The 24584-nt window shown below is 72.1% G+C and carries 22 protein-coding genes; 5 read left to right on the top strand and 17 right to left on the bottom strand.

All coding sequences use genetic code 11. The features are described 5' to 3' along the window. Nucleotides 1–12 precede the first annotated feature (12 nt). On the bottom strand, nucleotides 13–567 hold the full coding sequence (locus AC3A5R_RS02335) for a TetR/AcrR family transcriptional regulator C-terminal domain-containing protein (RefSeq protein ID WP_487619164.1): 555 nt from the start codon (nucleotides 565–567) through the stop codon (nucleotides 13–15). Between the two features lie 171 nt (nucleotides 568–738). On the opposite strand from AC3A5R_RS02335, the gene bioB reads away from it, so the two are divergent. The 4 genes from bioB to bioD are packed head-to-tail and all read left to right on the top strand — an operon-like array spanning nucleotide 739 to nucleotide 5132. Beyond that, nucleotides 739–1824 (top strand): biotin synthase BioB, encoded by a 1086-nt coding sequence (gene bioB / locus AC3A5R_RS02340; protein ID WP_487619165.1) that lies wholly within the window; start codon nucleotides 739–741, stop codon nucleotides 1822–1824. Further along, nucleotides 1817–3178, top strand: a complete 1362-nt coding sequence (locus AC3A5R_RS02345; protein ID WP_487619166.1) for an adenosylmethionine--8-amino-7-oxononanoate transaminase — start codon at nucleotides 1817–1819, stop codon at nucleotides 3176–3178. Before bioB ends, AC3A5R_RS02345 begins: the two co-directional genes overlap by 8 nt. Next, nucleotides 3175–4437 carry an 8-amino-7-oxononanoate synthase gene (locus tag AC3A5R_RS02350; RefSeq protein ID WP_487619167.1) on the top strand — a complete coding sequence of 421 codons (1263 nt, stop codon included), beginning with the start codon at nucleotides 3175–3177 and terminating at the stop codon, nucleotides 4435–4437. Before AC3A5R_RS02345 ends, AC3A5R_RS02350 begins: the two co-directional genes overlap by 4 nt. Beyond that, nucleotides 4434–5132: a dethiobiotin synthase gene (gene bioD, locus AC3A5R_RS02355; RefSeq protein WP_487619168.1), complete on the top strand. Its 699-nt coding sequence runs from the start codon at nucleotides 4434–4436 to the stop codon at nucleotides 5130–5132. Before AC3A5R_RS02350 ends, bioD begins: the two co-directional genes overlap by 4 nt. 17 nt (nucleotides 5133–5149) lie before the next feature. Here the strand turns inward: bioD and cimA are convergent, their stop codons facing one another. From cimA to AC3A5R_RS02415, 12 genes are all read right to left on the bottom strand, one after another. After that, nucleotides 5150–6730: a citramalate synthase gene (cimA, locus tag AC3A5R_RS02360; protein ID WP_487619169.1), complete on the bottom strand. Its 1581-nt coding sequence runs from the start codon at nucleotides 6728–6730 to the stop codon at nucleotides 5150–5152. A gap of 238 nt (nucleotides 6731–6968) precedes the next feature. Next, nucleotides 6969–7808 (bottom strand): gamma-glutamyl-gamma-aminobutyrate hydrolase family protein, encoded by an 840-nt coding sequence (locus AC3A5R_RS02365; protein ID WP_487619170.1) that lies wholly within the window; start codon nucleotides 7806–7808, stop codon nucleotides 6969–6971. Then, complete coding sequence (locus tag AC3A5R_RS02370; protein ID WP_487619171.1) at nucleotides 7801–8547, bottom strand: gamma-glutamyl-gamma-aminobutyrate hydrolase family protein; 747 nt, start codon at nucleotides 8545–8547, stop codon at nucleotides 7801–7803. Before AC3A5R_RS02370 ends, AC3A5R_RS02365 begins: the two co-directional genes overlap by 8 nt. 30 nt (nucleotides 8548–8577) lie before the next feature. Next, nucleotides 8578–9345, bottom strand: a complete 768-nt coding sequence (locus AC3A5R_RS02375) for a 3-oxoacyl-ACP reductase (RefSeq protein ID WP_487619172.1) — start codon at nucleotides 9343–9345, stop codon at nucleotides 8578–8580. Nucleotides 9346–9407: 62 nt separating this feature from the next. Further along, nucleotides 9408–10781, bottom strand: a complete 1374-nt coding sequence (locus AC3A5R_RS02380) for an aldehyde dehydrogenase family protein (protein ID WP_487619173.1) — start codon at nucleotides 10779–10781, stop codon at nucleotides 9408–9410. 95 nt (nucleotides 10782–10876) lie between these two features. Further along, the gene (locus AC3A5R_RS02385) at nucleotides 10877–12244 is read right to left on the bottom strand and encodes a glutamine synthetase family protein (RefSeq protein ID WP_487619174.1); all 1368 of its coding nucleotides are present in this window, start codon (nucleotides 12242–12244) and stop codon (nucleotides 10877–10879) included. 10 nt (nucleotides 12245–12254) lie between these two features. Then, complete coding sequence (locus AC3A5R_RS02390; protein ID WP_487619175.1) at nucleotides 12255–12965, bottom strand: FadR/GntR family transcriptional regulator; 711 nt, start codon at nucleotides 12963–12965, stop codon at nucleotides 12255–12257. A gap of 52 nt (nucleotides 12966–13017) precedes the next feature. Further along, nucleotides 13018–14619: an amino acid permease gene (locus AC3A5R_RS02395; RefSeq protein ID WP_487619176.1), complete on the bottom strand. Its 1602-nt coding sequence runs from the start codon at nucleotides 14617–14619 to the stop codon at nucleotides 13018–13020. 100 nt (nucleotides 14620–14719) lie between these two features. After that, nucleotides 14720–15574, bottom strand: coding sequence for an HAD family hydrolase (locus AC3A5R_RS02400; RefSeq protein ID WP_487619177.1), 855 nt, complete (start codon nucleotides 15572–15574; stop codon nucleotides 14720–14722). Nucleotides 15575–15587: 13 nt separating this feature from the next. Further along, nucleotides 15588–16685 (bottom strand): branched-chain amino acid aminotransferase, encoded by a 1098-nt coding sequence (locus AC3A5R_RS02405; RefSeq protein ID WP_487619178.1) that lies wholly within the window; start codon nucleotides 16683–16685, stop codon nucleotides 15588–15590. Between the two features lie 117 nt (nucleotides 16686–16802). Beyond that, the gene (locus AC3A5R_RS02410) at nucleotides 16803–17867 is read right to left on the bottom strand and encodes a 3-isopropylmalate dehydrogenase (RefSeq protein WP_487619179.1); all 1065 of its coding nucleotides are present in this window, start codon (nucleotides 17865–17867) and stop codon (nucleotides 16803–16805) included. A gap of 115 nt (nucleotides 17868–17982) precedes the next feature. Beyond that, nucleotides 17983–18063: a 3-isopropylmalate dehydrogenase gene (locus AC3A5R_RS02415; RefSeq protein WP_141821957.1), complete on the bottom strand. Its 81-nt coding sequence runs from the start codon at nucleotides 18061–18063 to the stop codon at nucleotides 17983–17985. Between the two features lie 329 nt (nucleotides 18064–18392). On the opposite strand from AC3A5R_RS02415, the gene AC3A5R_RS02420 reads away from it, so the two are divergent. Then, complete coding sequence (locus AC3A5R_RS02420; RefSeq protein ID WP_487619180.1) at nucleotides 18393–19676, top strand: AI-2E family transporter; 1284 nt, start codon at nucleotides 18393–18395, stop codon at nucleotides 19674–19676. 27 nt (nucleotides 19677–19703) lie between these two features. Here AC3A5R_RS02420 and AC3A5R_RS02425 read toward each other — a convergent pair whose 3' ends face one another. From AC3A5R_RS02425 to ilvC, 4 genes are all read right to left on the bottom strand, one after another. Beyond that, nucleotides 19704–20504: an ABC transporter permease subunit gene (locus AC3A5R_RS02425; RefSeq protein WP_487619181.1), complete on the bottom strand. Its 801-nt coding sequence runs from the start codon at nucleotides 20502–20504 to the stop codon at nucleotides 19704–19706. Next, a complete protein-coding gene (locus AC3A5R_RS02430) occupies nucleotides 20494–21402 on the bottom strand; it encodes an ABC transporter ATP-binding protein (protein ID WP_487619182.1) in 909 nt (302 codons plus the stop codon). The genes AC3A5R_RS02425 and AC3A5R_RS02430 overlap by 11 nt, the downstream gene beginning before the upstream one ends. A 73-nt stretch (nucleotides 21403–21475) precedes the next feature. Next, nucleotides 21476–23059 (bottom strand): phosphoglycerate dehydrogenase, encoded by a 1584-nt coding sequence (gene serA / locus AC3A5R_RS02435; RefSeq protein ID WP_487619183.1) that lies wholly within the window; start codon nucleotides 23057–23059, stop codon nucleotides 21476–21478. Nucleotides 23060–23521: 462 nt separating this feature from the next. Further along, complete coding sequence (ilvC, locus tag AC3A5R_RS02440) at nucleotides 23522–24550, bottom strand: ketol-acid reductoisomerase (RefSeq protein ID WP_487619184.1); 1029 nt, start codon at nucleotides 24548–24550, stop codon at nucleotides 23522–23524. Nucleotides 24551–24584: the final 34 nt, after the last annotated feature.

Consider the following 24584-nt stretch of genomic DNA (forward strand, 5'->3'; position numbering starts at 1 on the left):
GCCGTCGGGTGGTCAGGCCCGGCGCAGGCCGGCGAGGACCACCTCGAGCCCCACCTCGAACGCCTTGGCGACCGCCGCGGCGTCGCGCGCCCGGAAGTCGGGATCGAGGTCGAGGGCGATCCGCTGGTTGTGCTCGGTGGTCACCGAGCCGAGCACGTGGTGCAGCACGACCTCCGCGACGGCCTCGCGCTCGCGCGGGGGCACGCCGGCGCGGCCGACGAGGCGCACGAGCTCCTCGACCGCGCGCAGCGAGCCCGGGTCGACCGCGTGCGCGAGCGCCACGACGTCGGCGCCGTCGGGCACGTACCGCACGGCCTCGCGCAGGGCGTGGGCGTGCGCGGCGAGGGCCTCCTCGGCGGGGCGGTCCGGGTCCGGGTCCGGGATCGCGGCGAGCAGCCGCCCGGCGACCTCGACGAGCAGCTCCTGCTTGTTCGCCACGTGCCAGTAGAGCGCCCCCGGCTGCACCGCGAGCTCGCGCGCCAGGCGGCGCATCGTCAGGTCGGCCAGGCCGTAGCGGCGCAGGATGTCGACGGCCGTCGTCACGACCTGCTCCCTGCTCAACGCCATGCCCTGCTCCCCTGTTCGCCGGTTGTTGCTCCGGTGCCCGCCTGTCGGCGGCGCGTGACGGGCGTCGCATGCTCACGGGTCCGGACCACGTTGACACCCGAGCCTAGCCAGTCGGCATACTGAACGCCGTTCAAGTTGAACATCGTTCAGTGCCGAGCGCAAGGAGCCCGCATGACCCGCCGTTTCGACGACCTCGCCGACGCCGTGCTGTCCGGCACCCCGGCCACCGCCGAGGACGCCCTCGACGTGCTGCGGTCGACCGACGACGAGCTGCTCGACGTCGTCGCCGCCGCGGCTCGCCTGCGCCGCAAGCACTTCGGCGACACGGTGAAGGTCAACTACCTCGTCAACCTCAAGTCGGGCCTGTGCCCCGAGGACTGCCACTACTGCTCGCAGCGCCTCGGCTCGACGGCCGACATCCTGCGTTACACCTGGCTCAAGAACGACGAGGCGATCGAGCAGGCCAGGGCCGGTCTGCGGGGTGGCGCATCGCGCGTCTGCATGGTCAGCAGCGGCCGCGGCCCCACCGACCGCGACGTCGACCGCGTCGCCGGCATGGTCGGTGCGCTCAAGGCCCAGCACCCCGGCGTCGAGGTGTGCGCCTGCCTCGGTCTGCTCAAGGACGGCCAGGCCGAGCGCCTGCGCGCCGCCGGGGTCGACGCCTACAACCACAACATCAACACGTCCGAGTCGCACCACGACTCGATCGTCACGAGCCACACCTACGCCGACCGGGTCGAGACCGTCGGCAAGGCGCAGGCCGCGGGCCTGTCGGCGTGCTCGGGGCTCATCGCCGGGCTCGGCGAGTCCGACGAGCAGCTCGTCGAGGCGCTGATCGCACTGCGCGACCTCGGCTCCGACTCGATCCCCGTCAACTTCCTCATGCCCTTCGACGGCACCCCGCTCGAGGGCACGTGGGAGCTGACACCTTCGCGCTGCGTGCGCATCCTCGCCGCGGCCCGCTTCGTGTGCCCCGACCGGGAGGTGCGCGTCGCCGGCGGCCGCGAGATGCACCTGCGGTCGCTGCAGGGCCTCGCGCTCCATGTCGCCAACTCGATCTTCCTCGGCGACTACCTCACGTCCGAGGGCCAGGCCGCGGAGGCCGACCTCGAGCTGGTCCGGGACAACGGTTTCGTCGTCCTCGGCGCCGAACCCGTTTCGGCAGAGTCCGGTTCGAGCGAGGATTTCGTCGGCGCGTCCCACGACCCGGCCAAGCGTCGCCGTGGCGCCGGCACGGCGGCCCTCCCCAATGCCTGAGCCGGCCGACGTGCTGGCCCGCGGCTCGACGGGCGTCGGCACCGGCGTCGTCGAGCGCGACCGTGGCCTCGTCTGGCACCCGTACGCGCCCCTCGACGGCATTCCGCCCTACGCGGTGACCGCCGCGCGCGGCGTCCGGCTCGAGCTGACCGCCCCGGACGGCTCCCGGTTCGAGGCGATCGACGCCATGGCGTCGTGGTGGTGCGCCGTGCACGGCTACCGCCACCCGCGCCTCGACGCGGCGGCGCACGCGCAGGTGGACCGGTTCAGCCACGTCATGTTCGGTGGCCTGACCCACGAGCCGGCCGTGACCCTGGCCGAGCGGCTCATCGCCCTCGCGCCCGGACCCATGTCGCACGTCTTCTTCGCCGACTCCGGCTCGGTGTCGGTCGAGGTGGCCCTCAAGCTGTCCCTGCAGTACCAGGCTGCCTCCGGCCGTCCGGTCCGCCAGCGGTTCCTCACCGTCCGTGGCGGCTACCACGGCGACACCTTCGCGGCGATGAGCGTCTGCGACCCCGTCGACGGCATGCACTCGGCCTTCCCGGGCGTCCTCGCCCGCCACGTCTTCGCCCCGCGACCGCCGGCGGCCCGTCGCGACGCCGCCACCGGGTCGTGGGAGTCGGACGCCGCGGCACTGGACGCGTGGGAGGCGCAGTTCCGTGCGCTGGCGCGCGAGCACGCCGACGAGCTCGCGGCCGTCGTCGCCGAACCGGTCCTGCAGGGCGCCGGCGGCATGCACGTCTACGACCCTCGGTGCCTCCGTGTCATGCGGGAGGTGGCCGACGAGCACGGACTGCTCCTCGTCGCCGACGAGATCGCCACCGGCTTCGGCCGTACCGGTCGCCTCTTCGCCTCGGAGTGGGCCGGCATCGCCCCCGACGTCATCTGTGTGGGCAAGGCGCTGACCGGTGGGTACCTCACTCTCGCAGCGGTCCTCATGACCGAGCACGTCGGGGCGACCGTCACGCGCTCGCAGTTCCGGGCCCTGCTGCACGGCCCGACCTTCATGGCCAACCCGCTCGCCTGTGCCGTGGCCGCCGCATCGCTCGACCTCGTGGAGTCGGCGTGGCACCACGACGTGCCGCGCATCGAGCGGCGCCTCGCCGACGGCCTCGCGCCGGCCCGCGATCTCGCGGCGGTCCGCGACGTGCGCACCCTGGGCGCGGTCGGCGTCGTCCAGCTCGACCGGCCGGTCGACGTGCCGGCCGTCACCCGTGCGGCCCTCGAACGCGGCGTGTGGGTGCGCCCCTTCCGCGACCTCGTGTACACGATGCCGCCCTACGTCAGCACCGACGCCGACGTCGACGCCATCACCCGCGCCGTCATCGGTGCGGTGGCGCAGGCGCACGGATGAGCACCTGGGACGCGTGGCTGCGCGAGCGGGCGCAGCTGCGCGAGGACCGTGGCACGGTGCGTTTCGACCCGGTGCTGCGGCTCGGCGGCCGGCACCCCGGTGCGCACGAGCTGCTCGACCTCGCCTCCAACGACTACCTCGGCCTGTCGCAGGACGACCGGGTCGTCGCCGCCGCCCACGAGGCCCTCGACCGGTACGGCACCTCGGCGACGGCCAGCCGCCTCGTGACCGGGACCCTGCCCGTGCACCGCGAGCTCGAAGCCGCCCTGTGCCGGCTCACCGGGCAGCGCAGCGCCCTCGCCTTCTCGACCGGCTACGCCGCGAACCTCGGCGTGCTGACGGCGCTGTCCGGACGCGGGGCGGAGGTCCTCCTCGACGCCCACGCCCACGCGTCGCTGCACGACGCCGCGCGGATGGCGCGGGTGCCGTACGCGACCTTCGCGCACAACGACCCAGCCGACCTCGATGCCCGGCTCCGCGAGCGCGCGGGGCAGCGGGTCGTCGTCGCCGTCGAGTCGGTGTACTCGGTGCTCGGCGACGCCGCGCCGCTGCGCGAGCTGCACGCCGTCTGCCGACGCCACGACGCGCTCCTGGTCGTCGACGAGGCACACGGCGTCGGCGTCGCGGGCGGGGGTCGTGGGCTCGTCGCCGCGCTGGGCCTGGCCGACGCCGAGCACCTCGTCGTCACGGTCACCCTGTCCAAGGCCCTCGGCTCGCAGGGCGGCGCGGTCCTCGGCCCGGTGGCCCTGCGCGAGCACCTCGTCAACACCGCCCGGCCGTTCATCTTCGACACCGGGCTCGCGCCCGCCGCCGCCGGTGCCGCCCTCGCGGCGGTCGGGGTCGTCGAAGCCGATCCCGGCCTGGCCGCGCGCGTGCGGGAGAACGCGCGCGTCATCGCCGCCCGGTGCGGGATCGAGCCGGCCGCCGGCGCCGTCCAGTCGCTGCCGATGCCCTCCCCCGACGCCGCGGTGGCCGCCGCGCTCGACCTGCGCACCCAGGGCATCCTCGTCGGCTGCTTCCGGCCACCGAGCGTGCCCGACGGCGTGTCCCGGCTGCGCATCACGGCGCGCGCCGACCTGCCCACCGACACCCTCGCCGAGGCAGCCGAGCTCGTCGCCGTCGTCGCGGCCGCGCACGCGGCACCCAGCGACACGAGCACCGACGCCGTCCGCGCCGTCCCCGGCGTCGAGGTGGACCCCGCACCGGCCGCGGGAGACGACACGCGTCCGGCCCTCGCCGGGCCCGGTGAGGCGTCATGACGCTGCCGCGGGTCCTCGTCGTCACCGGCACCGACACCGACGTCGGCAAGACCGTCGCGACCGCGGCGGTCGCAGCCGTGCTCGCCGGCACCGGCCGGCGCGTCGCCGTGTACAAGCCGACGCAGACGGGTGTGGCCCCCGGAGAGCCGGGCGACGTCGCGGAGGTGACCCGGCTGTCAGGGGTGTCCGGCAGCGAGGGCGTCCGCCTGCACGCCCCGATGGCGCCCCGTCCGGCGGCCGCCCTCGAGGCCGCGACGCTGCCCACGCTCGCCGATCATGTCGATGCCGTCCGACGCCTCGCCGACGACCACGAGCACGTGCTCGTCGAGGGTGCCGGCGGCCTGCTCGTCGAGCTGACCGAGGCCGCGGAGACGCTCGCCGACCTCACCCGGGCCCTGCCCGACGCCGGGGTCGTGCTCGTCGTGCGGGCTGCCCTCGGCACTCTCAACCACACGATGTTGACCCGGGAAGCCCTCGCACACAGAGGGATCCGTCAGCTCGGCATCGTCGTCGGCGCGTGGCCGGACGACCCTGGCCCGATCGAGACGACGAACCTCGACGTCTTCGCCAAGCTACCCGAGGGGCTGCTCGGCGTCGTCCCCGGCGGTGCCCCCGCTCGGGGGTCGGACGCCTTCCGCGCGTCGGCGGCCGAGTGGCTGCCCGGGCTCGTGGCCGGCCTCGGCGTGGACGACTGACTCAGACGGCCGACCTGTCAGCGGCGTGGGACGCCCTGGCGGATGAGGCCGCGGACGATGCCGTCGGTGAGGGCCCGCCACGACGCGGCGAGGATCGAGCCCGCGACGCCGATGGTGTCCCACGACGTCTCGCCGTCGGAGGTCTCGATGAGCACGCGCGTCACCGCGTCGGTGCCGTGCGAGGCGTCGAGGATGCGGACCTTGAAGTCGATGAGCTCGAGCTTCTCGATCTCGGGGTAGGCGCGTGAGAGCGCGTCGCGCAGTGCGTGGTCGAGCGCGTTGACCGGGCCGTTGCCTTCGCCGGTGGCGATGAGGCGCGAGCCGTCGGCGCGCAGCTTGACCGTCGCCTCGGACGACGCGTCACCGGTGCCCGAGGAGTCGGTGATGACGCGCCACGACTCGACCTCGAAGTAGTGGGTGCAGCCCGGCTGCAGGGCTTCGCGGATCATCAGCTCGACCGTGGCGTCGGCCGCGTCGAAGGTCCAGCCGCGCAGCTCGAGGTCCTTGACCTCGGCGAGGACGCTCGCGACGACGTCGGGACGCTCGGACAGGTCGAGGCCGGCCTCGCGGGCCTTGAGCTCGATGCTCGCGCGGCCGGCCATGTCGGACACGAGGGTGCGCATCCCGTTGCCGACGAGCTCGGGCTCCATGTGCTGGTAGAGGTCGGGGTCGACCTTGAGGGCGCTGGCGTGGAGGCCGGCCTTGTGCGCGAAGGCGCTCGCGCCGACGTAGGGCTGGCGGCTGTAGGCCGGCACGTTCGTCACCTCGCTGATCGCGTGGGCGATGTGCATGGCGCGCCGGAACGACGCCGGCGCCATGGCGGGCAGGCCGAGCTTGAACTGCAGGTTGGCGGCGACCGTGACGAGGTCGGCGTTGCCGGTGCGCTCGCCGTAGCCGTTGACGGTGCCCTGCACGTGGGTCGCGCCGGCGCGCACCGCAGCGACGGAGTTGGCCGCGGCGCAGCCGCTGTCGTTGTGGCAGTGGGCGCCGATGCGCGCGCCCGTCGAGGCGATGACGTCGGCGACGACCTCCTCCACCTGGTGCGGCAGCATGCCGCCGTTGGTGTCGCAGAGCACGACGACCTCCGCGCCGGCCTCGTGCGCCGTGCGCACGACCTCGAGCGCGTAGTCGTGGTCGAGGTGCCAGCCGTCGAAGAAGTGCTCGCAGTCGACGAAGACCCGGCGGCCCTGTGCCACGAGGTGCGACACCGTGTCGCGGACCATGGCGAGGTTCTCCTCGAGCGTCGTCTTGAGCGCCCGCTCGACGTGGCCGGTGTGCGACTTGGCGACGAGGCACACGACCGACGCGCCCGAGTCGACGAGCGCCTGGACGAGGGGGTCCTGCGCCGCGGCGCCCCCCGCGCGACGGGTGGCCCCGAAGGCGGCGAGCGTCGCGTGGCGCAGGCGCAGCTCACCCTTGGCGCGCTCGAAGAACTCGGTGTCCTTCGGGTTGGCACCCGGCCAGCCACCCTCGATGAAGTCGACCCCGAGGTCGTCGAGCAGGGCGGCGATGGCCAGCTTGTCCGACACCGACAGGTTGAGACCCTCCTGCTGGGCGCCGTCGCGCAGGGTGGTGTCGTAGACGTGCAGCGCTTCCATGACCTTCATTGTCCTCGATCTCGGGGATGGCTCCGCGTGGGTCGTCCTCGGTGCTCTCATCGGGCCGGTGGGCCGGGTGCCGCCTGCGCCGGGGTGTGGCGTGGGCCGCGTCTCCGTCACGGTGGTTCGGGAAACAAAAAGACCCCCCGAGGTGCGGGAGGTCTGCGCGACGAGGGTCTCTCGTCGCGCTAGTCGATAATGAGCGTGCTGGTGGGCACGAGGTGCGGCTTCACGCTCGTCAATGTAGGGCCGCCGAAACGTCGCCGAAACACCCGGTCCGGATGCTGGGACCCGCGTCTCGCGATCGGGCCGCCTCCACGAGGGCGGCGAAGAGCCGGTCGTCCGGCACCGTCTCCGGGTGCGACTGCACGCCGACGGCGAACGCGCTCCCCTCGCTTCGGTCACCAGGCAGCTCCATGAGCTCGCAGACGCCGTCGGCCGACCACGCCGACGCCACGAACGGGCCGAGCACGCCGACGCCCTGGTGGTGGTGGCACCGCGCCGCGAACGAGGCTCCGAGGATCAGGTCCGCGCGCGTGCCGGGGACGGTCGCGACGTCGTGCCGGTGCAGGCCGTCCGGCGACGCGCCACCCCGGTGGTCGTCGTGGCCGAGCCGGTCCGGCAGGTGCTGCTCGACCGTGCCGCCGCCCGCCACGGCGAGCACCTGCATGCCGCGGCAGATGCCGAGGACCGGCAGCCCGGCATCGAGTGCCGCCCGGGCCAGGGCGAGCTCGGTGACGTCGCGCGCCGCGTCGACCGGGCCGATGTCCGGGTGGTCCGGCTCGCCGAACCAGCGGCCGGCGATGTCGCCGCCGCCGGTGAGCACGAGCGCGTCGACCGACGCCAGGACGCGTCGGGCCGTCGCCGCGTCGAGATCGGCGCGAGCGGGCACGAGCAGCGCCACCGCTCCGACGCGTCCGAGCGCGTCGACGTAGCGGCTGCTCGCGAGCCGCACCGAGGACGGCTCGCGCTCGCCCGGGCGCACGACGTGCTCCTCGTGGGCTGACACCGCGACGACCGGGCGCGCGGGAGCGGCGCGCCCGGCCGTCGCGGCGACGAAGGGCGCGCTCTCAGCCACGCGCCGACCTGCTCTCGGCGCGCACCCGGGCCGCAGCGACGAGCGCCTCGAACAGCCGCGGGTCCTCACCCTCCTCGGGGTGCCACTGGACCGCGAGGCGGAAGGAGCCGGACGGGTCCTCCATCGCCTCGAGGGTGCCGTCGTCGGCCCAGGCCGACGCGACGTAGCCCGGGTGGCTGAGGACCGACTGGTGGTGGTAGCTCGGCACGTCGACCGACGCCCCGAGCACGTCAGCGACGCGGGTGCCGGCCACGGTGTGCACCGGGTGGCGTCCGTACGTCGCGGGGCCCGGCGAGTGGTCGTCGTGGCCGACGCGTTCGGGCGTGTGCTGCTCGAGCCGGCCGCCCGCAGCGACCGCCATGACCTGCATGCCGCGGCAGATGCCGAGGAGCGGCACGTCGAGCTCGCCCGTGGCGCGCGCCAGGGCCACCTCGGTGGCGTCGCGGTCCGGGCGCGAGGCCTGCACCGTCGGGTGCCGCTCGGCGTCGTACAGCTCGGGGGCGACGTCGGCGCCGCCCGCGATGACGAGGCCGTCGAGCCGCCCGAGGACCTCGCGGACGAGGTCCTCGGAGCCGTCCAGCCGAGGCGGGACGAGCAGGGCGATCGCGCCGGCCTCCTCGACCTTGCGCACGTAGCTGTGCGGCACGAGGGCCGAGGGCACGTCGGCCCAGTCCCCGCGCGTCGCCGGTTCGACGTACGCGGTGATGCCGATGACCGGGCGGACCGGACTGCCGGACAAGGCTCCTCCTTGCTGCTGCTGCACCACAGGTCAGAGCGGGGTGACGTACGCGCCGGAGATGCCGCCGTCGACGAGGAACGTCGAGGCCGTGATGAAGCTCGACTCGTCCGAGGCGAGGAAGAGCACCGCGTTGGCCATCTCCTCGGGCTCGCCGAACCGGCCCATCGGCACGTGGACGAGCCGCCGTGCGGCTCGCTCCTCGTCCTTGGCGAAGAGATCCTGCAGCAGCGGCGTGTTGACGGGCCCGGGGCAGAGGGCGTTGACGCGAACGCCCTCGCGGGCGAACTGCACGCCGAGCTCGCGGCTCATCGACAGCACGCCGCCCTTGCTGGCGCTGTAGGAGATCTGGCTCGTCGCCGCGCCCATGACCGCCACGAACGAGGCGGTGTTGATGATCGAGCCCTTCTTCTGCTCGAGCATGTAGGGCAGGGCGGCCTTGCAGCACAGGTAGACCGACGTGAGGTTGACCTCCTGCACCTTGCGCCAGGCGTCGAGGTCGGTGTCGAGGATCGAGTCGTCCTCGGGCGGGGAGATGCCGGCGTTGTTGAAGGCGATGTCGACCGAGCCGTACGTGTCCTTCGCCGTGCAGAAGAGCGCGTCGACGTCCTCCTTGCTCACGACGTCGGTCCGCACGAACGTGCCGCCCACCTCCTGCGCGACGCGCGGCCCGTTGACCTCGTCGAGGTCACCGATGACCACCTTCGCACCTTCCTCGGCGAACCGTCGCACCGTGGCGAGGCCGATGCCGGAGCACCCGCCGGTGATGACCGCGACCTTGCCGTCGAGCCTGCCTGCCATGAGTCCTCTTTCCTTGCCGTCCGGTGGTTCTCGTCGTGTGGTCAGTCGTGTGGGTGGAGTCTTCAGTCGGTCGAGATGAACACGTTCTTGACCTCGGTGAAGGGCTCGAGCGCGTCGGGCCCGAGCTCGCGGCCGATACCGCTCTGCTTGAACCCGCCGAACGGCGTCCAGTAACGCACGCTGCTGTGGGAGTTCACCGAGAGGTTGCCCGCCTCGATGCCGCGGGCCACGCGCAGGGCGCGGCCGACGTCGCGCGTCCAGATCGACCCGGAGAGCCCGTAGGCGGTGTCGTTGGCCTTGCTCACGGCGTCGGCCTCGTCGTCGAACGGCATGACCGCCACGACGGGGCCGAACACCTCCTCCTGCCAGACGCGGTCGCCCGTCGAGCGCGGCAGCACGACCGTCGGCGGGTACCAGTACCCGGCCCCGCCGGGGGCCTCGCCGCGGAAGGCGACCTCGACACCGTCGGACGCGTCCTCGACGTACGAGCGGACCCGGGCGTGCTGGTCGGCGCTGATGAGCGGGCCCATCTCCGAGGCCTCGTCGCTGGGGTCGGTGACGACGACCCCGCGCACGGCCGTCTCGAAGTGCTCCATGAAGCGGTCGAAGACGCTGCGCTGCACGAGGATCCGGCTGCGGGCGCAGCAGTCCTGGCCGGCGTTGTCGAAGACGCCGTACGGCGCACGGGCCGCGGCGAGCTGGAGGTCGGCGTCGTCGAACACGACGTTCGCGCTCTTGCCGCCGAGCTCGAGCGTGACCCGCTTGAGCTGGGCGGCCGCGCCGCGCATGATCCCCTGGCCCACCTCCGTGGAGCCGGTGAAGCAGACCTTGCGCACCTGGGGGTGGGTGACGAACCGCTCCCCCACGACCGAGCCCTTGCCCGGCACGACGGTGAAGACGCCCTCGGGCAGGCCTGCCTCCAGGGCGAGCTCGCCCAGGCGCATCGCCGTGAGCGGCGTCAGCTCGGCGGGCTTGAGCACGACGGTGTTGCCGGCCGCGAGGGCGGGCGCGAAACCCCAACCGGCGATCGGCATCGGGAAGTTCCACGGCACGATGATCCCGACGACCCCGAGGGGCTCGCGGAAGGTCACGTCGACGCCGCCCGCGACGGGGATCTGCTGGCCCAGGTTGCGCTCCGGGGCGCCGGCGTAGTACGCGAGGACGTCACGGACGTTGCCGGCCTCCCAACGGGCGTTGCCGATCGTGTGGCCGGCGTTCTCGACCTCGAGCCGTGCCAGCTCCTCCTGGTGCTCGCCGACGAGGTCGGAGAACCGCCGCAGCAGCCGCGCCCGCTCACCGGGAGCCAGGTCGCGCCACGGCGGGAAGGCCGCGGCGGCGCGCGCGATCGCGGCATCGGCGTCCTCGAGGGACGCGAGCTCGACGGAGCGCACCACCTGCTCGGTGGCCGGGTTGATGACGTCGTGCGTCTGGGTCATGTCGTTCCAGGTCCTCCCGGTTCGAGGTGTTCCGCGATCACCGGCGGTCGCGGAATACCTCGAATCGCTGTGTGTATGGGTGGGTTTCGGCGGGGTCAGAGGCGTTCGAAGCCGCGGCGGCGCTCCCAGTCGGTGACCGCGGCGTTGAAGGCGGTGATCTCGACGTCGGCCGCGTTGACGTAGTGCGCGACGACGTCGTCGCCGAACACCGTGCGGGCCAGCTCCGAGCGGTCGAGCAGGTCGCGCGCCTCCTGCAGCGACGAGGGCACGCGCGGCTTGCCGGAGGTGTAGGCGTTGCCCTCGAAGGTGTCCTCGAGGGCGAGCTCGTGCTCGATGCCGTGGAGGCCGCCCGCGAGCATCGCGGCGACACCGAGGTAGGGGTTCATGTCGCCGCCCGGCAGGCGGTTCTCGACGCGCATCCCGGCCCCGTGACCGACGACGCGCAACGAGCAGGTGCGGTTGTCGTGCCCCCACGCGACGGCGGTCGGGGCAAAGCTGCCGGGCTGGAAGCGCTTGTAGGAGTTGATGTTCGGGGCGTAGAAGTACGTGAAGTCGCGCATCGTGGCCAGGACGCCGGCGATGAAGTGGTCGAACACCGCGCTCTGGCCGTGCGCACCATTCTCGTCGGCGAAGACGATCTCGCCGTCGGTGCCCCGCAGCGACAGGTGCACGTGGCACGAGCTGCCCTCACGCTCGTCGTACTTGGCCATGAAGGTCAGGGACTGCCCGCGCCGGGCCGCGATCTCCTTGGCCGCGTTGCGGTAGATGACGTGGTTGTCGCACGTGCGCACGACCTCGTCGTAGAGGAAGGCGATCTCGTGCTGGCCGAGGTTGCACTCCCCCTTGGCCCCCTCGACGGTGGCACCGGCCGCGTACATCTCGTTGCGGATCTCGCGCAGCAGCGGCTCGACGCGGTCGCCGCCGAGGATCGAGTAGTCGACGTTGTAGCGGTTGGCCGGCGTCATGCCACGGTAGCCACGGTCCCAGGCCGCGTCGAAGGAGTCCTCGAAGACGATGAACTCCAGCTCGGTGCCGCAGAAGGCCCGGAAGCCCATCCCGGCCGCCTTGTCGACCTGCGCCTTGAGCACCTGCCGGGGCGACTGGCGCACCGGACCGCTCCCGTCGAGCCAGCTGAGGTCGCACTGGATCGTCGCCGAGTGCGGCGCCCCCGGCGTGCGGCGCAGCGTCGACAGGTCGAGGTCGAACATCATGTCGCCGTAGCCGCGCTCCCACGAGGAGATGGCGTAGCCGTCGACGGTGTTCATGTCGACGTCGACGGCGAGCAGGTAGTTGCACCCCTCGGTGCCGGCCTCGAGCACGTGGTCGAGGAAGTAGTGCCCGTGCAGGCGCTTGCCGGTGAGCCGGCCCTGCATGTCGGTGAAGGCGACGACGACCGTGTCGACGGTGCCCGCCTCGATGTCGGAACGGAGCTGGTCGAGGGTGAGCGTCGGGGCTGCTGCCATGTGGGCTGTCCTATCCGATGAGGCCGCGCAGGAGGGCGGAGGTGGCGTCGCAGTGCTCCTCCATGACGGCCCGGGCGCGTTCCGGGTCGCCTCGCAGGATCGCTGCGACGACGTCGTGGTGCTGGCTGTTCGAGTGCTCGATGTTGCGGGTCAGGACGGGGATCGCGGTCAGCATGTCGTGCAGGGCCGCCTGGGCGCGCGTCACGGCGTCGACGAGCATCGGCGAGCCGGACAGGGTCGCGATCGCCAGGTGCAGGCGGGAGTCGGCGACCCGGTGGGCCGCGGCGTCCGGCGCCTCGTCGACGTCGCGCAGGCTGTCGGCCAGCCAGGCCCGCTGGTCGCCGGCGAGGGGCTGCGACGCGGCGAGCCAGGCGGCGCCCGGCTCGACGACGCGGCGGAACGTCAGCGCGTCGAGCATGGCGGCGCCGCTGCGCGCCGGTGAGTCCTTCGGCTCCCACGTCGCAGCGCGGACCGACCCGTCGTAGGTGACCCAGGTGCCCCCGCTCCGACCGCGGCGCGTCGTCACGAGCCCCGACTCGCGCAGCGCCGCGATGGCGTCGCGCAACGTGTTGCGCCCGATGCCCAGGCGCTCGGCCAGCTCGCGCTCGGGCGGCAGCTGCTCCCCGTCGGGGAACACACCGAGGCGGATCGCCCGGGCCAGCTGCTCGACCGCGTGCTCGAAGGCGTTGCCGGACGCCGGGCGCAGCACCGCGTCCGGCAACGCCGTGAGACCAAGGGACTGAGGCGGCTGGGCTCCCCCGACGGGCTCCATGTCAGCCGAAGATCTCCGCCGCGGGCTTGGTGTCGTGCCCTTCGGGGACGTCGCGCATGAAGTGCTTGCGCCCGCCGACGAACCACGTGACCGTGGCGAAGAGCAGGACGAAGCCGACGGCGATCGGGGCGTAGTTGAACGTCGCGTCGCCCCACGTGCCCGGCGCATACTGCGGCAGCATGAAGAGCACGACGATGATCGCGACCCAGACCACGGCCACCCAGCCGATCGGCGCGCTCCAGCGGCCGAGGTTCCAGCGCCCGACCCGGAACTCGGGGTTCGTGCGTCGCAGGTAGACCGGCACGACGTAGGCGATGTAGAGGCCGATGACGGCGATGGAGGTCACGGCGAAGTACGCCGTGAGGTTCCACAGCGCCGGCAGGGTCAGGACGACCGACCAGAAGACGCAGAACCAGATCGAGTTGGTCGGCGTGCCGGTGCGCGGGTTGACCTTGGACCACAGGCGCGAGCCGGGCAGCGCGTTGTCGCGCGAGAACGCGTAGGACATGCGCGAGTTCGCGGTGACCGACGCCATGCCGCAGAAGAACTGGGCCACGGCGCAGATGAGCAGCAGCAGCTTGCCGAGGCCCGCGCCGGCGGCGTCGATGAAGATCTGGGCCGGCGGCAGGCCGGTGGCGGAGTGGCGGGCGCCGTCGTAGTCCTGGATGGCGGCGGTGACCGACACGAGCAGCACCCAGCCGGCGAGGATCGACACCCAGACGCTGCGCACGATGCCCTTGGGAGCCTCGGTCGAGGCCGACTTCGTCTCCTCGGCGACGTGGGCGGACGCGTCGTAGCCGGTGTACGTGTACTGCGCCATGAGGAGGCCGACGAGGAACGCGTACGGGATGCCGAGGACCGACACGTCGAACCCGGTCGCGTTGCGGTACTCGGTGAAGGTCCAGGACAGCGACTGGTGCTGGTCCGGCACGATCCACAGGACCGCGACGATGACCGCGACGCCGACGAGGTGCCACCAGGCGCTGACGTTCGAGAGCACCTTGACGAGGTTGACGCCGAAGGTGTTGAGCAGGCCGTGCAGCGCGATGATGACGAGGAAGGCGACGAAGGTCGATGTCAGCGACACCTCGACGCCGAAGGTGAGGTTGAGCAGGGCCATCCACGTGACGGCCGCGCCGTAGTCGATGGCGGCGGTGACTGCGACCTCGCCGAGGAAGTTGAACCAGCCGACGTACCAGGCCCATACGCGCTTGTTGCGGCGGGCGAGACGACCGGCCCAGAAGTAGAGACCGCCCGCGGTCGGGTACACCGAGCAGACCTCGGCCATGGCGAGGGCGACGCAGAGGACGAAGGCACCGACGACGGGCCAGCCGACCGAGATGACGACCGGGCCCCCCGCGTCCATCGCGAGGTAGTAGGTCGTGATGCAGCCGGCGAGGACCGAGATGATCGAGAACGACACGGCGAAGTTCGAGAACCCCGACATGCCGCGGTGCAGCTCCTGCTTGTAGCCGAGCGACGCGAGAATTCCCTCGTCGTCGTGCTCGTCGGCAGCCAGGGCCGCCCGGGCCGGCTGGGCTGTGGTCGGACCGGCCGGCGCGTCGAGCGGCGGGTCGACGGGAGGGGACGGAGGAACGCTCATGCACTACCTCGCAAACATCAGGCGACAGACCTTTGCCTGCCGCGCCATGTGATGCGTGGCATCAAATACCCGCACGGCTCACGCCGTCAATGGTTCCGGATCAAACCTTTGACACGAGGACCGCTTCGAGGACCTGAGCGACGCCGTCCTCGTCGTTGGCCGGGCACTCCCGGTCGGCCGCGCGCCGCACCTGCTCGTGCCCGTTGGCCACGGCCCAGCCGACGCCGGCCCACTCGAGCATCGGCAGGTCGTTGGGCATGTCGCCGAAGGCCCACACGTCGGCGGCGCCGATACCCAGGCGGCCGGCCCAGCGCTCGAGCCCGGCAGCCTTGGTGACGCCCGGTGCGTTGATCTCGGCGAGGCCGTGGGCCCCGGAGAAGTGCAGGTGCCCACGCTCGCCGACGACCTCCTCGACGACGGCGAGGAACTCCTCGACCGGGAGGTCAGGGGCGAGCGCGAGCAGCTTGCCGACCGGCTCGGCGGCGACCTCGCGCCAGGACCCGTGCACCGCCCGGTCGGCGCCACGGTCGCGGTGCGGGTCGGGGTAGTCGTCGGCGACGAACGGGCCGGTGGCCCGTTCGGCCGCGAACGACACCGAGGGCACGACGCGACGCAGGTCGGCCACGACCTCGTCGACGACGTCGCTGTCGAAGCAGTGCGTCTCGAGCACTCGGCGCGTCGCGACCTCGTAGACGAACGCGCCGTTGCCGCAGATCGCGGTGCCCCGCGGGCCCACGACGTGCTCGAGGTCGTGCAGCCAGCGCGGTGGCCTCGCCGTGACGAGGACGGTTTCGATGCCGGCGTCCGTGGCGGCCGCCCAGGCGGTGGCCGTGCGCCCGGACAGCGAGCCGTCGGTGCGCAGCAGCGTGCCGTCGAGGTCGGACGCCACGAGACGCGGCGGCCGGGCGACAGGGAGGTCCGGCCCCGGCCGGGACCGGCCCGTCACGGAACCCACGGGCGCAGCCGCGTCAGACGAGACGCGTCAGCCAGCCGTGGGTGTCCTCGGCGCGGCCGTACTGGATGTCGAGGAGCTTGCTGCGGATGGCCTCGGCGTAGCGGTCCTCGTGGCCCTCGCGGCGGTGGTCGACCGACCCACCCTCCCAGCGAAGCTCACCCACCGGGGTGATGACGGCGGCCGTGCCGCAGGCGAAGATCTCGACGATCTCGCCGCTCGCGGCGCCCTCCTTCCACTCCTCGATCGGGATGCGGCGCTCCTCGGGCGACAGGTCGAGCTCCTTGGCGATCTCGAGGATCGAGCTGCGGGTGACGCCCTCGAGGATCGTGCCGGTGAGCTCGGGGGTGATGATGCGCCCGTCCTTGGTGACGAGGAACAGGTTCATCCCACCGAGCTCCTCGATGTACGTGTGCGTCGAGGAGTCGAGGAACACCGCCTGGTCGCAGCCGTGCTCGATGCCCTCGAGCTGGCCGGCGAGCGAGCTCGCGTAGTTGCCGCCGCACTTGGCGGCACCGGTGCCACCCTCCCCGGCGCGCGCGTAGTCGGTCGAGATCCACAGCGTCACCGGCTTGAGGCCACCGGAGAAGTACGAACCGGCGGGCGAGGCGATGACCGAGTAGGTCACCCGCTGGGCCGGGCGGACGCCGAGGAAGGCCTCGGAGGCGAACATGAAGGGGCGCAGGTAGAGGCTCTTCTCCCCCGCGTCACCGGCCGGCACCCACACCTGGTCGACCTCGACGAGCTGGCGCAGCGACTCGATGAAGTCGGCCTCGGGCAGCACCGGCAGCGCGAGGCGGCGGGCGGACCGGGCGAACCGGGCGGCGTTGGCCTCGGGACGGAACGTCCAGATCGAGCCGTCGGCGTGCCGGTAGGCCTTCATTCCCTCGAAGATCTCCTGCGCGTAGTGCAGGACGGCGGCGGCGGGGTCGAGCTGGAACGGGCCGTAGGGCTGGATGCGCGCGTTGCCCCAGCCGCCCTCGGCGCTCCAGTCGATGACGGCCATGTGGTCGGTGAAGACCTTGCCGAAGCCGGGGTTCTGGAGGATCTCGGCGACGCGCTCGGGCGACGTCTCGTCGTCGCGGCGCGTGACCTCGAAGGACAGCTGGGACATCTCGAACCTCCAGGGGAGCCAATCTGCGGTGATCTCTTGCAGGCTATCGCCCACATGGTGAGACGACGAAGCCGGGCCGGGGTGCTCGTCGCACCGGCCCGGCTCGTCAGGTGTGGGTCAGAGGCGGGCGGCCACGGCGTCGCCGACGGCGGTGGTGGACCGTACGGCGTGGCCGCGCTGCGCGAGGTCCTCGGCGACGGCGGCCTCGATGCGCGCGGCGTCGGCGCCGAGGCCGAGGTGGGCGAGGAGCATGCCGGCCGAGAGGATCGCGGCCGTCGGGTCGGCCTTGCCCTGCCCCGCGATGTCGGGGGCCGAGCCGTGGACCGGCTCGAACATGCTCGGGGTGGTGCGGGCCGGGTTGATGTTGCCCGACGCCGCGAGGCCGATACCGCCGGCGATGGCGGCGGCGATGTCGGTGAGGATGTCGCCGAAGAGGTTGTCGGTGACGATGACGTCGAAGCGACCCGGGTCGGTGGCCATGAAGATCGTCGCGGCGTCGACGTGCTGGTAGGCGGTCTGCACGTCGGGGAACTCGGCGCCGACCTCCTCGACGGTGCGCCGCCACAGGTGCCCGGCGTACGTGAGGACGTTGTGCTTGTGCACGAGCGTCAGGTGCTTGCGCGGACGGGCCTGGGCCCGGGCGAAGGCGTCTCGGACGACGCGCTCGACGCCGTAGCGGGTGTTGACGCTCACCTCGGTGGCGATCTCGGCGGGCGTACCGACGCGCAGCGCCCCGCCGTTACCGGTGTAGGGGCCCTCGGTGCCCTCGCGGACGACGACGAAGTCGATGCCGTCGGGCGCGACGCGCGCGACGTCGAGCGGGCTTGAGACACCCGGGTAGAGCTTGGCGGGGCGCAGGTTGACGTAGTGGTCGAGGGCGAAGCGCAGGGGCAGCAGGACGCCGCGCTCGAGGACGCCGCTGGGGACGGTCGGGTCGCCGATGGCGCCGAGGAGGATGGCGTCGTGGCCGCGCAGCTCCTCGAGGACCGAGTCGGGCAGCGTCTCGCCGGTGGCGTGCCAGCGGCGGGCGCCCAGGTCGTAGTCGGTCGTCGCGAACTTCGGACCGCTGGAGCCGGTGGCCGCGTCGAGCACCTTGAGTGCCTCGCCGACGACCTCGGGACCGATGCCGTCACCGCCGATCACGGCGATCGAGTAGGCGTCCTTGACCTGCGTCTCTCCCATGCGTCCAGCGTAGGACGCGTCTTGTGATGTGGAACGCGCGTCTCACGAAATGAACACGACGAAGGCCCCCGCCCACGGTGGGCGGGGGCCTTCGTCGTCGTGGCTGGGTCGGACCTCAGTCCTCCGTGTGGCCCTGGTCGCGCAGGTCCATCGACTCCTGCAGCGCCTGTCGGGCGGCCATGGCGTCATCGCTCATGGGGATCACTTCCTTCGTGCCAGTTGTCCGTGTGGTCTCAGGTGCTCGAGCCCGGGTGGGCGAGCCGTCAGCGATGGGTGCGCGGGATCTCCGCGGCGAGGTCGCTGACTACTGGGACTCGCCGCGGCTGGCAATGAGGAGTACGAGCTGCCGCGTCATGGGTTCGACGGTACGCGCGGCTACCGGGGGGTAAAGGGGGTTTCCAGCAAATGAGACGCGGCGTCCGGCATGTGTGCAGGAGATCCTCCGGCGTGTGACGCACGCGACGCGAGGACGGCCCGCGCTCCGGCCTCCCGCGTTCGACGCGATCGCCGCCGTACGCTCGGCTGGTGAGCGCTGACCACGAGCCGGGGCACGAGTCGGGACACGAGCGCGGGCACGACACGCAGCACGAGACACCGTCCTCGGAGCACGAGCCGCTGCCCGCCGGGCACTCCGTCCACGTGGCCCACGCGGTACACCCCGAGCAGCGTTTCGAGGAGCGCGCCCGCTGGGTCGCGGTGACACCGTCCAACGCCCGACGCATCGTGGCCACCGCGCTGGCCGCCCTGGTGCTGCTGTGGGTCGGGGTCACCGTCTTCCAGTCGATGAGCTCGTTTCTGTTCCTGCTCCTGCTGGCGTGGCTGCTGTCCATCGCGATGGAGCCGATCGTCTTGTGGCTCAGCCGTCGTGGCGTCAAGCGGGGCCTCGCGACCGGCCTGACGATGCTGGCCATGGTGCTCGTCTTCGTCGGCCTCGCCGAGCTCTTCGGGGCGGTCTTCGCCTCGCAGCTCTCCCAGCTCGGCACGCGGCTGCCGGAGGCCGCAGCGGCGGCGCTCGACTGGGTCAACGCGACGTTCCACACGACCTTCGACCTCTCCCAGCTGCAGCAGGCGCTGTCGTTGACGCCCGACAAGCTCGGCGAGCTCGCCGGCAAGTACGGCGGTGGCATCCTCGGCGTCTTCGGGTCGGTGCTGACCTTCGCCTTCGACGCCCTGACGATCCTCGTCTTCGCCTACTACCTCTCGGCCGACAGCCCCAGGCTGCGCCAGACCATCGGCTCCTGGCTGCCCCAACGCTTCCAGCGCGTCTTCGTCACGGTGTGGACGATCTCGGTCGAGAAGACCGGCGGCTACGTCGTGTCCAAGCTGCTTCTCGCGACCCTGTCCTCGGTCTTCCACGCGTCGTTCTTCTGGTTCGTCGACGTGCCCTTCTGGCTCCCGCTCGGCATCTTCGCCGGCATCGTCGGCCAGTTCATCCCGACCATCGGCACCTACATCGGGGTGGCGCTCCCGGCGCTGTTCACCCTCCTCGCCAACCCGCTGAGCGCGCTGTGGATCGTCATCTTCGCGACCGTCTACCAGCAGATCGAGAACTACGTCTTCACGCCGCGGATCAGCCAGCGCACCATGGACGTCCACCCGGCCGTGGCCCTCGGGGCCGTCATCGCCGGAGCTGCGATCTGGGGCCCGATCGGTGCGCTCATCGGCATCCCCATCGCGGCCGTGGCCCTCGCCATCCTCGACACCTTCAGCAAGCGCCACGAGCTGCTGCCCGAGCTCGCCGATCTCGGTGACGAGGGCGAGGAGCCCACCCCGCGCAACGACCGCGCCCCGGCGGCCGAGTCGGACTGACGGCGGCCGGCGCGACCCGCAGCACGCTCAGGTGCGCACGTCCCGCCGGTCGAAGGCCCAGGCCGCCACCCCGACGAGCACGAGGACCGTGGCGACGGACACGAGCGCGGCGGGCACCGAGACGCCCGTGCCGAGCGGGTCGTGACCCGCGTACTGGTAGAAGGGTGACCACGACCGCACGGGGCGCAACCAGTCGACCATGCCGCCGAGCCCGTTGACGAGGTAGGCGATGACGGCGACCGCGACCGGCACGCCGCGGCTCAGCCCGCTGCGGCCGGTCGCCGCACCGACGGCCAGCGACAGGGCGCCGAAGACGAGCCCGAGCAGGGCCAGGTGCAGCATGGCCGCCGCCACCCGGTCGACGGGGAGCGAGAGGTCGACGAGGCGCCCCTCGAGGACGAGTGCGAGCCCGAGCAGCACGGCAAGGCCGGTGGTGCCGAGGACCATCGCGGCGGCCTTGTCGACGACGATGCGCCAACGCGGCACCGGCGTCGCGAGAAGCAGGTCGAGTGTGTGCCGGTCCTCCTCCCCCGCAACGGCGCCCGACCCTGCGAGCACCGCGTAGAGGATGACGAGGATCGGGCCCATGAAGGACATCAGCTCGATCTGGATGTAGCCCACGGGCGTCGACAGGTCGGCACCCGCCATGGCGAAGAGGTTGCGCAGCGCCTCGGGCATCTGGTCGAGGAAGCTGCTCATCGACGGCTGGCCGCGCAGGCTCGGCCAGATCGCCACGTACATGGCGACGAGGAGCACGACGCTGACGCACCAGGCGACGTAGGAGCGCCGCTGGTCGCGCAGGGTCTTGAGCAGGACGTCACGCAGCATCGTCGCCACCTGGCGCATAGAAGGCCATGAACGTCTCCTCGAGCTCGGCCTCGGTGCACGAGAAGTCGACGACGTCGTGCCGGGCGACCTCCTTCAGGAGCGCGTCCAGGGCGGACTGCGGTGCGTCGCAACGCAGCACGCCGTCCTCGTTGCGGACGTCACGCAGCCCCGGGACGGCGTCGAACGCCACGGCGGGAACGTGCCCGGCGAACTGTGCCTCGATGTGGTGGAGCGAGCGCGCACGAAGCTCGTCGAGGCGCTCGACGGCGATGACCCGGCCCCGGCTGAGGACGCCGATCCGTGACGCGACGCGCTGCACCTCGCTCAGCACGTGCGAGCTGAGCAGCACGGTGCCGCCGCCGGCGACGTGCTCGGCGAGGAGCGCGTGGAACTCGCGCTGCACGAGCGGGTCGAGCCCGCTCGACGGCTCGTCGAGGACGAGCAGCTCGGGCTCGATCATGAGCGCGAGCACGAGCGCCAGCTTCTGGCGGTTGCCGCGCGACAGCTCGCGCGCTGGACGTGTCAGGTCGAGGTCGAGCCGCTCCGCGAGCTTGGTCGCCGACGCGGGAGCGCCGAGTCCGCCCAGATGCCCGACGAAGTCGACGTGGTCGCGCCCGCTCAGCCGGTCGTAGAGCGCGACGTCGCCCGGCACGTAGCCGACCCGACGGTGGATCTGCTCGCGGCGCGTCCACGCGTCCATGCCGAGCACCTCGACCACCCCCGAGGTCGGCCGCGTCAGGCCCATGAGCAGGCGCAGCGTCGTCGTCTTGCCCGCGCCGTTGGGGCCGAGGTAGCCGAAGAGGTCGCCCTGCTCGACGACGAGGTCGACACCGCGCAACGCCTCGGTGCTGCCGAACCGCTTCGTCACGGCCGCGCAGCGGATCACCACCGTGCCCATGAGGGCATGGTCGCTCGCCGCGTGCCGCCGGCCCAGTGCCGAAGGGCCCGGGACCCTCCCGGCGGACCGGTTCTCAGTCCTGCAGGTCGACGGCGGTGAACGTCTTGGCGTCGACGACGTCGGACAGCTCGGCGGCGAGGGCGGCCGGTACGGCTGAGTCGACGTTGAGCACGCCGATGGCGCGGTCCTCCTGGCGAGAGACCTGCATGCCGCCGATGTTGATGGCGGCGTCGCCGAGGATGCGACCGACGTTGCCGATGACGCCCGGCCGGTCGGTGTACTCGAAGACGAGCATGTGGTCCGAGATCGGCACCTCGAGGTCGTGACCGTTGACGCCGACGAGCTTCTCCACCTTCTTCGGGCCGGTCAGCGTGCCCGACACCGACACGACCGTGCCGTCGGCGAGGGTGCCCCGCAACGTCGTGACGTTCCGGAAGTCGCCGGAGTCGGGATCGGTGACGAGGCGCACGACACAGCCGCGCTGCTCCGCGAAGACGGGGGCGTTGACGTAGGTGACCGGGTCCTCGACGACGTCGGTGAACAGCCCCTTGAGGGCGACGAGCTTCCACACGTTGACGTCGTGGGCGGTGATCTCGCCGCGTACCTCGACGTCCAGCTGCGCCGGGACGCTGCCGGCGATCGCCGTGTAGATGCGACCGAGCTTCTCCACCAAGGGGATTCCCGGGCGCACCTCCTCCGCGATGAAGCCGCTGCTGACGTTGACGGCATCGGGGACGAGCTCGCCGCCGAGCGCCAGGCGCACCGACCGCGCGACCGCGATACCCGCCTTCTCCTGCGCCTCGTCGGTCGAGGCGCCGAGGTGCGGGGTCACGACGACGGACTCGTACTCGAAGAGCGGCGACTCGGTCGTGGGCTCCTTGGCGAAGACGTCGAGCCCGGCGCCGGCGACCCGACCCTCGGCGAGGGCACGCGCGAGGGCGCCCTCGTCGACGATGCCGCCACGGGCCGCGTTGACGATGCGGACCGTCGGCTTGACCTTGGACAGCGCCTCCTCGCCGATGAGGCCCAGCGTCTCGGGCGTCTTGGGCAGGTGGACGGTGATGAAGTCGGAGTGCTCGAGCAGCTCGTCGAGCCCGACGAGGTGGGCACCGAGCTGGCCGGCCTTGGCGGGCGAGGCGTACGGGTCGTAGGCGAGGATCTTCATGCCGAAGCCCTTGAGCCGCTCGGCGACGAGGGCGCCGATGCGGCCCAGACCGACGACGCCGACCGTCTTGTCGAACAGCTCGACGCCGGTGTAGTCGCCGCGTTTCCAGGCGCCACCCTTGAGCGCCGCGTTGGCGGGCGCGATGTTGCGTGCCGTCGCGAGCAGGAGGCCGACGGCCAGCTCGGCGGCCGAGGTGATGTTCGACGTCGGGGCGTTGACGACCATGACCCCGGCGCGCGTCGCGGTCTGCACGTCGACGTTGTCGAGGCCGACGCCCGCGCGGGCGATGACCTTGAGGCGCCGGCCGGCGGCGATGGCCTCGGCATCCATCTTCGTCGCCGACCGGATGAGGACGGCGTCGACGTCGGCGAGAGCCGGCAGCAGGGCGTCGCGGCGGGACCCGTCGACCGATCGGACCTCGAAGTCGGGCCCCAGCGCCTCGATCGTGGCGGGCGACAGGTCTTCGGCGATGAGGACGACGGGCTTGCTCACGAGGGACCCTCTCGGACGTGACGGGGCCGGGCGTCCGTGGAGGGACGCGGGCCGACGGGGCACCCCGGTGTGCCGCGAGCGAGTCTAGGGACTGCGTCCTGCGTTGGCACGGGTTGTAACCAGAATGTGAACTGGAGGGTGAACGAGCGTGGACGTCCCACGGAGTGGATGCGGATGCCCGGATCGCGGACACCTCGGGAGGCCTCGCCGTCGCCGCGGCGTCGACGTCGCCGCCCGGCTCGGGCTCGAGGCCGTCCTGGCCGACACCGACGCCGTCGTGCACTGCGCCGACGACGCGGTCACCGTCCGCGGCGGACCATCCAACCGTGCTGCGCGCGACCCAGTTCCACTCGCTCGCAGCGTTCTTCGCACGGTCGCTGACCGGGTGGTGTCCCGACGGCGACGGCCGGCCACCCCACGAACGGGTGGCCGGCCGTCAGGTCCGGTCCGGGGACACGCGCCTCAGCGGGCCGCGCTGCCCTCGGTGTAGTCGGAGTCGGTCTGCTTGACCCACGCCATGAGCTTGCGCAGGTCACGACCGGTGGCCTCGATCGGGTGCTGGGCGCCCTTCTCCCGCAGGGCCGTGAACTCGGGGGCACCGGCGTCCTGGTCGTCGATGAAGCGCTTGGCGAAGGTGCCGTTCTGGATGTCGCCGAGCACCGCCTTCATGTTCTCCTTGACGTGCGGGTCGATGACGCGCGGGCCCGACACGTAGTCGCCGTACTCGGCCGTGTCGGAGACCGACCAGCGCTGCTTGGCGATGCCGCCCTCGATCATGAGGTCGACGATGAGCTTGAGCTCGTGAAGGCACTCGAAGTAGGCGACCTCGGGTTGGTAGCCGGCCTCGACGAGCGTCTCGAAGCCGTACATGACGAGCTGGCTCGCGCCACCGCATAGCACGGCCTGCTCGCCGAAGAGGTCGGTCTCGGTCTCCTCGGTGAAGGTCGTCCTGATGCCGCCGGCGCGCAGGCCGCCGATCGCCTTGCCGTAGGCCTTGGCCAGGTCCCAGGCGCTGCCCGACGCGTCCTGCTCGACGGCGAGCAGCACGGGCACCCCACGGCCGTCGACGAACTCGCGGCGCACGATGTGGCCGGGGCCCTTCGGCGCGACCATGAGGACGTCGGCGTCGGTCTCGGGCTTGATGTAGCCGAACCGGATGTTGAAGCCGTGGCCGAAGAGCAGCGCGGCGCCGTCCTTGAGGTTGGGCTTGATGTCGTTCGAGTAGACCGTCCGCTGCACCTGGTCGGGCGTCAGGATGACGACGAGGTCGGCCTCCTTGACGGCGTCGGCCACCGAGCTGACCGGCAGGCCCTCGGCCTCGGCCTTGGCCCGGCTCTTGCTGCCCTCGGCGAGGCCGACGCGGACGTCGACGCCGGAGTCGCGCAGGTTGAGCGCGTGGGCGTGGCCCTGGCTGCCGTAGCCGATGACGGCGACCTTCTTGCCCTGGATCACGGACAGGTCGGCGTCGTCGTCGTAGAACATCTCGGCCATGGTGGCCTTCTCCTTCTGCTGGGGGTGCGGTTGC

The organism is Intrasporangium sp. Soil_C_50, from assembly GCF_057656595.1.

Coding starts and splice junctions, on each gene's coding strand:
- AC3A5R_RS02335 (WP_487619164.1), bottom strand. CDS start 567: ATGGCGTTGAGCAGGGAGCAGGTCGTGACGACGGCCGTCGACATCCTG.
- bioB (WP_487619165.1), top strand. CDS start 739: ATGACCCGCCGTTTCGACGACCTCGCCGACGCCGTGCTGTCCGGCACC.
- AC3A5R_RS02345 (WP_487619166.1), top strand. CDS start 1,817: ATGCCTGAGCCGGCCGACGTGCTGGCCCGCGGCTCGACGGGCGTCGGC.
- AC3A5R_RS02350 (WP_487619167.1), top strand. CDS start 3,175: ATGAGCACCTGGGACGCGTGGCTGCGCGAGCGGGCGCAGCTGCGCGAG.
- bioD (WP_487619168.1), top strand. CDS start 4,434: ATGACGCTGCCGCGGGTCCTCGTCGTCACCGGCACCGACACCGACGTC.
- cimA (WP_487619169.1), bottom strand. CDS start 6,730: ATGGAAGCGCTGCACGTCTACGACACCACCCTGCGCGACGGCGCCCAG.
- AC3A5R_RS02375 (WP_487619172.1), bottom strand. CDS start 9,345: ATGGCAGGCAGGCTCGACGGCAAGGTCGCGGTCATCACCGGCGGGTGC.
- AC3A5R_RS02380 (WP_487619173.1), bottom strand. CDS start 10,781: ATGACCCAGACGCACGACGTCATCAACCCGGCCACCGAGCAGGTGGTG.
- AC3A5R_RS02385 (WP_487619174.1), bottom strand. CDS start 12,244: ATGGCAGCAGCCCCGACGCTCACCCTCGACCAGCTCCGTTCCGACATC.
- AC3A5R_RS02395 (WP_487619176.1), bottom strand. CDS start 14,619: ATGAGCGTTCCTCCGTCCCCTCCCGTCGACCCGCCGCTCGACGCGCCG.
- AC3A5R_RS02405 (WP_487619178.1), bottom strand. CDS start 16,685: ATGTCCCAGCTGTCCTTCGAGGTCACGCGCCGCGACGACGAGACGTCG.
- AC3A5R_RS02410 (WP_487619179.1), bottom strand. CDS start 17,867: ATGGGAGAGACGCAGGTCAAGGACGCCTACTCGATCGCCGTGATCGGC.
- AC3A5R_RS02415 (WP_141821957.1), bottom strand. CDS start 18,063: ATGAGCGATGACGCCATGGCCGCCCGACAGGCGCTGCAGGAGTCGATG.
- AC3A5R_RS02425 (WP_487619181.1), bottom strand. CDS start 20,504: ATGCTGCGTGACGTCCTGCTCAAGACCCTGCGCGACCAGCGGCGCTCC.
- AC3A5R_RS02430 (WP_487619182.1), bottom strand. CDS start 21,402: ATGGGCACGGTGGTGATCCGCTGCGCGGCCGTGACGAAGCGGTTCGGC.
- ilvC (WP_487619184.1), bottom strand. CDS start 24,550: ATGGCCGAGATGTTCTACGACGACGACGCCGACCTGTCCGTGATCCAG.